This is a genomic window from Streptomyces sp. NPDC055815 (assembly GCF_053616475.1).
On record NZ_JBSHDU010000140.1, the window covers coordinates 1 to 10,840 of the forward strand.

Annotated in this window: 9 protein-coding genes and 2 riboswitches; of the genes, 5 read left to right on the top strand and 4 right to left on the bottom strand. The window is 69.9% G+C overall.

Features of this window, described 5'->3' with window-relative positions; genetic code table 11:
* Positions 1-148 precede the first annotated feature (148 nt).
* The 4 genes from ACWGN5_RS40965 to gcvT all read right to left on the bottom strand — a co-directional run bounded on the left by ACWGN5_RS40965 (position 149) and on the right by gcvT (position 4,550).
* Complete coding sequence (locus ACWGN5_RS40965; protein ID WP_453523873.1) at positions 149-1,519, bottom strand: L-serine ammonia-lyase; 1,371 nt, start codon at positions 1,517-1,519, stop codon at positions 149-151.
* A 150-nt stretch (positions 1,520-1,669) separates the two neighbouring features.
* Positions 1,670-2,938, bottom strand: a complete 1,269-nt coding sequence (locus ACWGN5_RS40970; protein WP_453523876.1) for a serine hydroxymethyltransferase — start codon at positions 2,936-2,938, stop codon at positions 1,670-1,672.
* 32 nt (positions 2,939-2,970) lie between these two features.
* Positions 2,971-3,348 (bottom strand): glycine cleavage system protein GcvH, encoded by a 378-nt coding sequence (gene gcvH / locus ACWGN5_RS40975; RefSeq protein ID WP_369146643.1) that lies wholly within the window; start codon positions 3,346-3,348, stop codon positions 2,971-2,973.
* A 77-nt stretch (positions 3,349-3,425) separates the two neighbouring features.
* Positions 3,426-4,550 carry a glycine cleavage system aminomethyltransferase GcvT gene (gcvT, locus tag ACWGN5_RS40980; protein ID WP_453523879.1) on the bottom strand — a complete coding sequence of 375 codons (1,125 nt, stop codon included), beginning with the start codon at positions 4,548-4,550 and terminating at the stop codon, positions 3,426-3,428.
* A 61-nt stretch (positions 4,551-4,611) separates the two neighbouring features.
* Positions 4,612-4,737, bottom strand: a riboswitch (glycine riboswitch).
* Positions 4,738-4,837: riboswitch (glycine riboswitch) on the bottom strand.
* 161 nt (positions 4,838-4,998) lie between these two features.
* Here gcvT and ACWGN5_RS40985 point away from each other — a divergent pair.
* The 5 genes from ACWGN5_RS40985 (at position 4,999) to ACWGN5_RS41005 (ending at position 10,754) form a co-directional block, all read left to right on the top strand.
* Positions 4,999-5,655: an AAA family ATPase gene (locus ACWGN5_RS40985; protein WP_453523881.1), complete on the top strand. Its 657-nt coding sequence runs from the start codon at positions 4,999-5,001 to the stop codon at positions 5,653-5,655.
* Positions 5,656-5,850: 195 nt separating this feature from the next.
* On the top strand, positions 5,851-6,591 hold the full coding sequence (locus tag ACWGN5_RS40990) for an enhanced serine sensitivity protein SseB (RefSeq protein WP_453523884.1): 741 nt from the start codon (positions 5,851-5,853) through the stop codon (positions 6,589-6,591).
* Positions 6,592-6,704: 113 nt separating this feature from the next.
* The gene (locus tag ACWGN5_RS40995) at positions 6,705-7,496 is read left to right on the top strand and encodes an enhanced serine sensitivity protein SseB C-terminal domain-containing protein (protein ID WP_453523886.1); all 792 of its coding nucleotides are present in this window, start codon (positions 6,705-6,707) and stop codon (positions 7,494-7,496) included.
* A 362-nt stretch (positions 7,497-7,858) separates the two neighbouring features.
* Positions 7,859-8,887, top strand: a complete 1,029-nt coding sequence (locus ACWGN5_RS41000) for an ABC transporter permease (protein WP_453523888.1) — start codon at positions 7,859-7,861, stop codon at positions 8,885-8,887.
* 109 nt (positions 8,888-8,996) lie between these two features.
* Positions 8,997-10,754 carry an ABC transporter substrate-binding protein gene (locus tag ACWGN5_RS41005; protein WP_453523891.1) on the top strand — a complete coding sequence of 586 codons (1,758 nt, stop codon included), beginning with the start codon at positions 8,997-8,999 and terminating at the stop codon, positions 10,752-10,754.
* Positions 10,755-10,840 lie beyond the last annotated feature (86 nt).

Here is a 10,840-nt window from a genome sequence, read left to right on the forward strand (position 1 = left end):
GCCCAAATACCGCTCCCGAACGAACCGGGCGCGGGGTTGTGGGCTTGGTTCGTTTTGTGGGCGAAAACCACAACGGCGTTATCAAGGGCTAAGACTAACGGCCCCCCCGGGGGGAGGCCCCCGGGGGGGGCCGTTCCGCGTGAACGGTTCAGCACTCGATGATGTTCACCGCGAGACCGCCGCGCGCGGTCTCCTTGTACTTGACGCTCATGTCGGCGCCCGTCTCCTTCATGGTCTTGATGACCTTGTCGAGGGAGACCAGGTGGCTGCCGTCGCCGCGCATCGACATCTTCGCCGCCGTGACGGCCTTGACCGCCGCCATGCCGTTCCGCTCGATGCACGGGATCTGGACCAGACCGCCGACCGGGTCGCAGGTCAGGCCCAGGTTGTGCTCCATGCCGATCTCGGCCGCGTTCTCCACCTGCTCCGGGGAGCCGCCGAGGACCTCGGCGAGCGCGCCGGCCGCCATCGAGCAGGCCGAGCCGACCTCGCCCTGGCAGCCGACCTCGGCGCCGGAGATCGAGGCGTTCTCCTTGAAGAGCATGCCGACCGCGCCCGCCGCGAGCAGGAAGCGGACGATGCCGTCCTCGTCGGCGCCGGGCACGAAGTTCATGTAGTAGTGCAGGACGGCGGGGATGATGCCGGCCGCGCCGTTCGTGGGGGCGGTGACCACCCGGCCGCCCGCCGCGTTCTCCTCGTTCACGGCCATCGCGTAGAGCGTGATCCACTCCATGGCGTGCGCGGCCGGGTCGCCCTCGGAGCGCAGCTTGCGGGCCGAGGTCGCGGCGCGACGGCGGACCTTCAGACCGCCGGGCAGGATGCCCTCGCGGGACATGCCGCGCGAGACGCAGGCCTGCATGACCCGCCAGATCTCCAGGAGACCCGTGCGGATCTCCTCCTCGGTGCGCCAGGCCTTCTCGTTCTCCAGCATCAGCGAGGAGATCGACAGGCCGGTCTCCTTGGTGAGGCGGAGCAGCTCGTCGCCGGTGCGGAAGGGGTACTTCAGGACGGTGTCGTCCGGGATGATCGGGTTCTCGCCGGCGACCGCGTCCTCGTCGACGACGAAGCCGCCGCCGACGGAGTAGTACGTCTTCTCCAGGACGAGCCCGCCCTCGGCGTCGTACGCGAAGACCGTCATGCCGTTGGCGTGGTACGGGAGCGCCTTGCGCCGGTGCAGGATCAGGTCGGCGTCGAAGTCGAAGGGGATCTCGTGCGCGCCGAGCAGGTTGATCTTCCCGCTCGCCTTGATCCGCTCGAACTCGTCGTCGGCGGTCTCCACGTTCACCGTGCGCGGCGAGTTGCCCTCCAGGCCCAGGAGGACGGCCTTCGGGGTGCCGTGGCCGTGGCCGGTGGCGCCGAGCGAGCCGTACAGCTCCGCTCGTATCTTCGCCGTGGGGGCGAGCAGGCCCTCGTTCTTCAGGCGGCGGGCGAACATCCGGGCAGCCCTCATGGGGCCCACCGTGTGGGAGCTCGACGGACCGATGCCGATCGAGAACAGGTCGAAGACCGAGATGGCCACGGGAGGACTCCTTGTGGGGGCTAGACGCCGTTGTCTGCCGGGGTGGAGCAGAGAAGCGCGCAGAAGGGCTGAGCAAGGGCCGGGGCACCACGCTCACTGTCCAGTGTGCGTGGTGCCCCGGAGATTCCGTACGAACAAAAGGGTACGAAATTACTTCAGGCCGGGGTACAGCGGGTGCTTGTCCGCCAGAGCGGTCACCCGGGCCTTGAGGACCGCGGCCTTGTCGGCGTCGAAGCCCGGCTTCAGGGTCTCCGCGATGACGTCGGCGACCTCGGCGAAGTCCTCGGCCTGGAAGCCGCGGGTCGCGAGCGCCGGCGTGCCGATGCGCAGACCGGAGGTGACCATCGGCGGGCGGGGGTCGTTCGGAACGGCGTTCCGGTTGACCGTGATGCCGACCTCGTGGAGACGGTCCTCGGCCTGCTGGCCGTCGAGCTCGGAGTTGCGCAGGTCCACCAGGACCAGGTGCACGTCCGTGCCGCCGGAGAGGACGGAGACACCGTGGGCGGTGACGTCGTCCTGGACCAGGCGCTCGGCCAGCGCGCGGGCGCCGTCCAGGGTGCGCTGCTGGCGCTCCTTGAACTCCTCCGAGGCCGCGACCTTGAAGGAGACGGCCTTGGCCGCGATCACGTGCTCCAGCGGGCCGCCCTGGAAACCGGGGAAGACCGAGGAGTTCAGCTTCTTCGCGAACTCCTTCTTCGCCAGGATGATGCCGCCGCGGGGGCCGCCGAGCGTCTTGTGCGTGGTGGAGGTCACCACGTCCGCGTACTCGACCGGGTTCGGGTGCAGACCGGCGGCGACCAGGCCCGCGAAGTGGGCCATGTCGACCCACAGGTAGGCCTCGACCTCGTCGGCGATCCGGCGGAACTCGGCGAAGTCCAGCTGGCGCGGGTAGGCGGACCAGCCCGCGATGATCACCTTCGGGCGGTGCTCCTTGGCGAGGCGCTCGACCTCGGCCATGTCGACCAGACCGGCCTCGTCCACGTGGTACGCGACCACGTTGAACTGCTTGCCGGAGAAGTTCAGGCGCATGCCGTGGGTGAGGTGGCCGCCGTGGGCCAGGTCCAGACCCAGGATCGTGTCGCCGGGCTGGGCGATCGCGAACAGCGCGGCCTGGTTCGCGGAGGCGCCGGAGTGCGGCTGCACGTTGGCGTACTCGGCGCCGAACAGGTCCTTGATCCGGTCGATCGCGATCTGCTCGGCCACGTCGACGTGCTCGCAGCCGCCGTAGTAGCGGCGGCCCGGGTAGCCCTCGGCGTACTTGTTGGTGAGGACGGAGCCCTGGGCCTCCATGACCGCGACCGGAGCGAAGTTCTCCGAGGCGATCATCTCGAGGGTGGACTGCTGACGGCGGAGCTCGGCGTCGACGGCGGCGGCGACGTCGGGGTCCAGCTCGTGGAGGGGAGTGTTCAGAAGCGACATGAATCGATCCCTAGGGGGTCTCGGGCCCGGTCTCAGTTCCCGGCGAACTCGGTGTACTCGTCGGCGGAGAGCAGATCGTCCGGCGTCTCCGCGACGCGCACCTTGAACAGCCAGCCACCCTCGAACGGAGCCGTGTTCACCAGGGACGGGTCGTCCACCACGTCCTGGTTGGCCTCGACGACCTCGCCCGTGACGGGGGAGTAGAGGTCGCTGACCGACTTCGTCGACTCCAGCTCGCCACAGGTCTCGCCCGCGGTGACGGTCGAGCCGACGGCCGGGAGGTCGGCGTAGACGACGTCACCGAGCGCGTTGGCCGCGAACTCCGTGATGCCGACCGTCGCGACGCCGTCCTCGGCGGCCGACAGCCACTCGTGCTCCTTGGTGTACTGCAGCTGCTGGGGGTTGCTCATGACCTGATTCTCCTGGATCGGGGGAGTACTGATGAACGTGGGTCTTGCGAGGTGAGACGAGGAGTGAGACGACTGCGTCACTTCTGGCGCTTGTAGAACGGCAGCGCCACGACCTCGTAGGGCTCGTGGGTGCCGCGGATGTCCACACCTACACCCTGGGTGCCGGGCTCGGCGTGCGCCGCGTCCACGTACGCCATCGCGATCGGCTTTCCGAGGGTCGGGGAGGGGGCGCCGGAGGTGACCTCGCCGATGACCTGGCCGTCCTTGACGACCTGGAAGCCGGCGCGCGGGACGCGGCGGCCCTCGGCGATCAGACCGACGAGCTTGCGCGGCGGGGCGGTCTCGGCGCGCTGGGCGGCCTCCTCCAGGGCCTCGCGGCCGACGAAGCGGCCCTCGTTGGTGGTCTTCTCGAACTTCACGACCCGGCCGAGACCGGCGTCGAAGGGGGTGAGGGCGGTGGTCAGCTCGTGGCCGTACAGCGGCATGCCCGCCTCCAGGCGGAGCGTGTCGCGGCAGGACAGGCCGCAGGGGATCAGGCCGACGCCCTCGCCCGCCTCGGTCAGCGCCTTCCACACGCCCTCGGCGTGCTCGGGCTTCAGGAACAGCTCGAAGCCGTCCTCGCCGGTGTAGCCGGTGCGGGCGATCAGCGCCGGGACGCCCGCGACGGTGCCGGGCAGGCCGGCGTAGTACTTGAGGCCGTCCAGGTCGGCGTCGGTGATCGACTTCAGGATGCCGGGGGACTCCGGGCCCTGGACCGCGATCAGGGCGTACGCGTCGCGGTCGTCGCGGACCTCGGCGTCGAAGCCCTCGGCGCGGGCGACGAGGGCGTCCAGGACGACCTGGGCGTTGGAGGCGTTGGCGACGACCATGTACTCGGTCTCGCCGAGGCGGTAGACGATCAGGTCGTCGACGATGCCGCCGTCCTCCTGGCAGATCATCGTGTAGCGGGCGCGGCCGTTGCCCACCGTGGAGATGTTGCCGACGAGGGCGTAGTCCAGGAGGTCCACGGCCTGCGGGCCCGTGACGGTGATCTCGCCCATGTGGGAGAGGTCGAAGAGGCCGGCCTGGTTGCGGACGGCGTTGTGCTCCTCGCGCTCGCTGCCGTACCGGAGCGGCATGTCCCAGCCGGCGAAGTCGGTCATGGTCGCGCCCAGCGAACGATGCAGGGCATCGAGGGCGGTCAGACGGGGGGCAGTGCTCATGGGGTGGCTCCCGGGTCCCAAGGGCGTGATCGGTGACGAAAACACATGACGGGCGAGGACGTCCTCCCCATCTGTCATGGAACCTGAGAGGTTCACCGAGAGCATCTCGTCACCGACGGATCGGTGCCGGGAGGTCGGCTTGCACCTTGGGTGGGGACACGACAGGTGTCCCGCTTTTCAGATCTGCCTCATCCACGCGGTACGGGGCCTGAGAGATTCAAGGGAGGGTCTTGCTCCTTCGGCGCCCGGACGCGCTCGGCGGTCCGGAACTCTCCCGCGCGGATTCGAGCGGCCGGTATGCGATTGTGCGGCGACTGTGCGCGCCTGGCGGGCACATCATTGCATGCGGTGTCGGCGGGGCAAATCGCTTGTGTCGCATTACCGATTCTTTACACTTCGTGGGCAAGGGTCTCCCACAGGTCTCCTGAGACCCGACAGGGGGAGAGCGATGAGGATCCAGCACACCGGCGCATACGCGACGAGCACCGGCATACCGTCCCAGCGGGCCCGCGCCCGGAGCCGCGGCCGGCTCCTGCGGGACCTGCGCGAGCGCGGCGGCCGAGGCCCCCGCGCCCTCACCTATGCCGCCGGCGACCTCGTCGTCGTCTCCGGGCTGCCCGGCAGCGGCAAGTCCACCCTGATGAAGCGCGCCGCCGAGGGCAGCGGCGTCGACTCCCAGGACGCCCGCGAGCGCTGGGAGGCCCGGATGCCCCGCCTCCTCCCGTACGCCGTCTACCGCCCCCTGGTCCGGATCGCGCACTACGCCGGACTGCGCCGCGCCCTGCGCTCCGGCGCGAGCCTGATCGTCCACGACTGCGGCACCCAGTCATGGGTGCGGGGCTGGCTCGCCCGCGAGGCGAGACGGCGCGGCCGCGCCCTGCACCTGGTCCTCCTCGACGTCACCCCGGACACCGCGCGGGCCGGCCAGGAGGCCCGTGGCCGGGGCGTCTCCACGTACGCCTTCGCGCGGCACCGGCGGGCCGTCGGCCGGCTCCTGCGGGCCGCCGAGTCCGGCAGCCTCCCGCACGGCTGCGCCTCGGTGACCCTCCTCGACCGGGACGCCGCCGACTCCCTCCGCAGGATCGGCTTCCGGGAGACCGCCTAGGGACGACCCCGGGGCCGTCCGGTGTCCCGGGCCGTCCGGTGTCCCGGGCCGTCCGGCGTCCCGGGCCGTCCGGTGTCCCGGGCCGTCCCGGGACGCCCGTACCCTTCCCTTTTGGCCACGGCGGTGCCGGGGCGGCGTTAGGGTGCTGCCGGGCGGCCGGTGCGGCAGGCCGTGCGAGAAGGGGAAGACGCGACCGTGGACGTGACGTGGCCGGGCAACGAGCTCGAAGAGGTCCTTGCCGCCTCACTCGGCAACCCCGAGGCGGGCGGCCGGCTGGTCGAGGTGCTCGGCCGCAGCCCGATCTGGGTGCCCCTGCCCAACGGCGGCGGCCCCGACAGCCCCGGACTCGACCTCGCGACCATGGAGATCGAGGGCGCGGCCTACGTGCCCGTCTTCAGCTCCGAGCAGCAGTTCCTCGCCGTCGTCGGCGACCACATGTCCTTCACCGTCGCCCCCGCCCGTGACTTCGCCCGCGGCCTGCCCCCGCAGCTCGGCATCGCCGTGAACCCCGGCGGCACCGTCGGCGTCCCGCTGCCCCCGCCCGCCGTCGCCGAGCTCTGCCGCATCGGCCGCACCCCGCTCGACGGCCCCGCCAGCGGCGGCCGCGTCCGGCTCTTCGAGCCCGACTGGCAGGACGACCCGGTCGACTTCCTCGCCGCGGCCTCCGCCGAGTTCGAGGCCACCGGAGTCGTCGTCACCGCCCGCCGCGCCCTCGCCAGCGTCGAGGGCACCGAACCGGCCCTCTTCATCGGCGTCCAGCTGGGCGGCTGGGACGGCGTCGACCGGAACGCCCCCCTGGACGCCCTCGGCCGCGCCCTCGGCCGGGTCGAGGTCGCCTGGCCGGTCAACCTCATCCTGCTCGACATGGCGCAGGACCCGGTCGGCGACTGGATGCTGGAGCGGGTTCGCCCCTTCTACCAGCGCGCCGCCGTGTGAGCGGCCCCCTGTTTAAGCTGAACTGACTCGATCGCTGCACCGACTCGCATCGCTGCACCGACTCGATCGCTGGACGGACCCACATGGTGGACGGAAGAGGGGCGGGACCCAGGGTGAGCGCGTCAGGCACCGCTTCGACCGGGACGGTCGAGCACATGCTGCGCCAGGTGGCACCCGGACGCTACGACGCGTACGAGCAGTTGCTGCACGCCCTCGCCGACGGCGAGCTCCGGATGCTGCTCTGGCAGGGCTCACCCGGCTCGCCCGACGCCCAGTACGGGAACATGGAGGTCGACGGCTTCGGCTACGCGCCCTGCGTGACCTCCGCGCAGGAGCTCGCCGCCTCCGGCTGGAACCGCGCCCACGAGCTCGTCACCGGCCGCGAGATCGCCCGCGCCCTCTACCCCGACCGCTGGGGCGTCTGGCTCAATCCGCACGCCCCCGGCGGCGGCGTCGGCATCCCCTGGGCCGACCTGCGCCGGATCGCCACCGGTCTCGACCGGATGCCCGCCGGTCCGCTGCGGGTCACCGAGCCCGCCCTGGAGATCCCGCAGTTCTACGCCCTGCTCACGCAGAACGCGCACCGCACCCCGGCCGTCCGCGCGCTGCGCCGCGGCTGGGTGCAGCCGGCGCTCGGCTCCCCGTACCTCGCCATCGGTCTCGACCTGTACGACACCTCCCCGGCGACCGTCGACACGGTCCGCTCGATGATGCGCCAGTCGATCGGCTCCGTCCCCGACGGCCTGCCCGTCTCGACGGTCGCCCTCTCCGACGCGTACGACCCGGTGGCGCTCTGGCTGCGGGCGAACGCGCGCCCCTTCTACGACCGCGAGGCGCACGCCGGACGCGGCTCCGCTCCCGTACCGGGGTACGGATACCCGCCACCGGCGCCGTCCGGATACTGAGACGCCACGCGCGCCCCACATGTCGGAAATGGCCTCCCGAGTCCCCTCCGGAGGCCTTCGTTCACCCCAATTCCATAGGTCACGCCACCAGTTGAGTGGCATGTCCGATTGCGCACAAGAGGGCCCCGGTTGGTCCGCTCACGTGATCACGACGTCCGGATAACGGAAGTCGCAGCACCGCATCACGTTTGAGCAAACATTCACCTTCAGGTCTGGCGGGTGATCACAAGCGCATTGAAGACTCCCCGGAACACAGGGCGTTCGGCTCCTTTCGAGCCGATGTCCAGCAGGTTGTTCCACCGAGCCGCTACCCGCGGCGGGCAAGGGCCGGCTACCGGCGGCCGAGAGGGGTCCTCACCACGATGACGGCACCACTGCACGAGACGAGTGCGGGCGAGGCGACCGCCACCGTCGACGGCGCGCCCGACGCTCCCGGCACTCCGGACAACTCCGGCGCCTCCGGCAAGGCGATCGAGGGCCGCTCGCCCTGGAAGATCGCCTGGACCCGCCTCAAGCGCGACAAGCTGGCCCTCGCGGGCGCCTTCGTCGTCATCTTCCTGATCCTCGTCGCGATCTTCGCGCCGGTCATCGTGGACCTCCTCGGCCACCCGCCGGACGAGTTCCACGAGGACCAGATCGACCCGCTGTTCGGCACGCCGATCGGGTCATGGGGCGGAGTCAGCTCCGACTTCCTCTTCGGCGTCGAGCCCGTCAACGGCCGCGACGTCTTCAGCCGGATCGTCTACGGCGCCCGGATCTCGCTGCTCGTCGCCTTCCTGGCGGCGGTCTTCGCGGTCTTCCTCGGCACCGTCCTCGGCATCATCGCGGGCTACTTCGGCGGCTGGATCGACGCGGCCCTCAGCCGGGTCATGGACGTCATGCTCGCCTTCCCGCAGCTGCTCTTCACGATCGCCCTGGTCTCGGTCCTTCCGAACCAGTTCATGGGCCTGGACGGATCGGGGGTGCGCATCGCCGCCCTCGTCCTGGTGATCGGCTTCTTCGGCTGGCCGTACGTCGGCCGCATCGTCCGGGGCCAGACCCTGTCGCTGCGCAACCGCGAGTACGTCGAGGCCGCCCAGAGCCTGGGCGCCGGCCGGTTCTACATCCTGCGGCGCGAGCTGCTGCCCAACCTGATCGCCCCGATCATGGTCTACGCGACCCTCATGATCCCCACCAACATCCTCACCGAAGCGGCGCTCAGCTTCCTCGGCGCGGGTGTGAAGCCTCCCACCGCTTCCTGGGGCCAGATGCTGTCGACGGCCATCACCACCTACGAGTCGGACCCCCTGTTCATGGTGATCCCCGGCCTCGCGATCTTCATCACCGTTCTGGCGTTCAACCTCTTCGGCGACGGCGTGCGCGACGCGCTCGACCCGAAGGGCTCCCGCTGACCGTTCGCCGACGACACGCAAGACCCGCCCCTGCCGCTGGCGACAGGAGGCCCACCCCAATCGGCGGACCGCCGTAACGGCCGCCACTATCCCGGAGGTTGCTGGACCCATGCTGAAGAGCTCTCAGCGCAGAATCGCCGCGGGCGCGCTGCTTGCCGCGGCCACGATGGTCGTCACCACCGCCTGTGGCGGCGGCAGCGGCGACGGTGGCGGCAAGGCCGGCGCGCCCGGCTTCAACGCCGGAGTGAACAAGGTCGCCAACGCCTCCAACAAGAAGGGCGGCGAGCTGAAGTTCATCGGCTCGCAGGAGGCCGACTCGTGGGACCCGCAGCGCGGCTACTACGGCTTCGTGTGGGACTTCCAGCGCTACTACACGCGTCAGCTCGTCTCCTTCAAGTCCGAGCCGGGCGCCGCCTCCACCGAGCTGGTCCCGGACCTCGCCACCGACTCCGGCAAGGTCTCGGCCGACGGCCTCACCTACACGTTCACGCTGAAGGACGGCGTGAAGTGGGAGGACGGCAAGCCGATCACCTCCAAGGACATCAAGTACGGCATCGAGCGCATCTGGGCCCAGGACGTCATCTCCGGTGGCCCGGTCTACCTCAAGCAGGTCCTTGACCCCAAGGAGGAGTACAAGGGCCCGTACAAGGACACCACCACCGACAAGCTCGGTCTGAAGGCCATCGAGACGCCGGACGACAAGACCATCATCTTCAAGCTGCCGGTCGCCAACGGTGACTTCCTGCAGATGCTGGCCATGCCCGCCGCCTCCCCGGTCCGCCAGGACAAGGACACCAAGGCCAAGTACGGCCTGAACGTCTTCTCCTCCGGCCCGTACAAGTGGCAGTCGTACACGCCGAACAAGTCCATGAAGCTCGTGCGCAACGAGAACTGGGACGCCAAGACGGACACCCTCCGCAAGGCGCTTCCGGACACCATCAGCGTCACGTTCACCACGAACGCCGACGACATGGACAACCGTCTGGTCGAGGGCGAGTACGACCTCGACATCAACGCGACCGGTGTCGGCGCCGCCGCCCGCGCGAAGGTCCTCCAGCAGCACAAGGACAACGTCGACAACCCGCAGACGGGCTTCATCCGCTACGCGGTCTTCCCGCAGACGGTCATCGACAACATCGAGTGCCGCAAGGCGATCATCTACGCCGCCGACTCGAAGTCCCTCCAGACCGCCCGTGGTGGCCCGCAGGCCGGTGGCGACATCGCCTCCAACATGCTGCCGCCGGCGATCAAGGGTGCCGACCCGAAGGCCGACCCGTACGGCAAGCTCGCCGGCGCCCCGGACCTGGCCAAGGCCAAGGAGGCGCTGAAGAAGTGCGGTAAGCCGAACGGCTTCAAGACCACGATCGCGGTCCGCAACAACAAGAAGATCGAGATCGCGACCGCCGAGTCCCTCCAGCAGTCGCTGAAGGCCGTCGGCATCGACGCCCAGATCGACCAGTTCGACGGCGCCCAGACCTCCGGCATCATCGGTTCGCCGAAGGTGGTCAAGGAGAAGGGCTACGGCATCATCATCATGGGCTGGGGCGCCGACTTCCCCACCGGTCAGGGCTTCCTCCAGCCGCTGGTCGACGGCCGCTTCATCCTCCAGAGCGGTAACAACAACTTCTCCGAGCTGAACGACCCGGCCATCAACGGCCTGTTCGACCAGGCGCTGAAGGAGACCGACCCGACCAAGGCCGGCGAGCTCTACAAGCAGATCAACACGAAGGTGTCGGAGGCCGCGGTCTACCTGCCCTTCACCCACGAGAAGAACATCATCTGGCGCAGCTCCCGGCTGACCAACGTCTACACGGCGGACGCCTACAACGGCCGCTACGACTACGCGTCGCTCGGCGTCGTCAAGTAATCCGACCCGCTTCACCGGCGCACCACCCGCCGCCAGGTCCGAAGGGCAGGTGATGGCCGCCCCGGCGGCCGGGGAACCCCATCGGG

Excerpts from the sequence above, each read along its gene's own strand:
- ACWGN5_RS40970 (WP_453523876.1), bottom strand. The coding sequence starts at position 2,938 with ATGTCGCTTCTGAACACTCCCCTCCACGAGCTGGACCCCGACGTCGCC.
- ACWGN5_RS40985 (WP_453523881.1), top strand. The coding sequence starts at position 4,999 with ATGAGGATCCAGCACACCGGCGCATACGCGACGAGCACCGGCATACCG.
- gcvH (WP_369146643.1), bottom strand. The coding sequence starts at position 3,348 with ATGAGCAACCCCCAGCAGCTGCAGTACACCAAGGAGCACGAGTGGCTG.
- gcvT (WP_453523879.1), bottom strand. The coding sequence starts at position 4,550 with ATGAGCACTGCCCCCCGTCTGACCGCCCTCGATGCCCTGCATCGTTCG.
- ACWGN5_RS41005 (WP_453523891.1), top strand. The coding sequence starts at position 8,997 with ATGCTGAAGAGCTCTCAGCGCAGAATCGCCGCGGGCGCGCTGCTTGCC.
- ACWGN5_RS41000 (WP_453523888.1), top strand. The coding sequence starts at position 7,859 with ATGACGGCACCACTGCACGAGACGAGTGCGGGCGAGGCGACCGCCACC.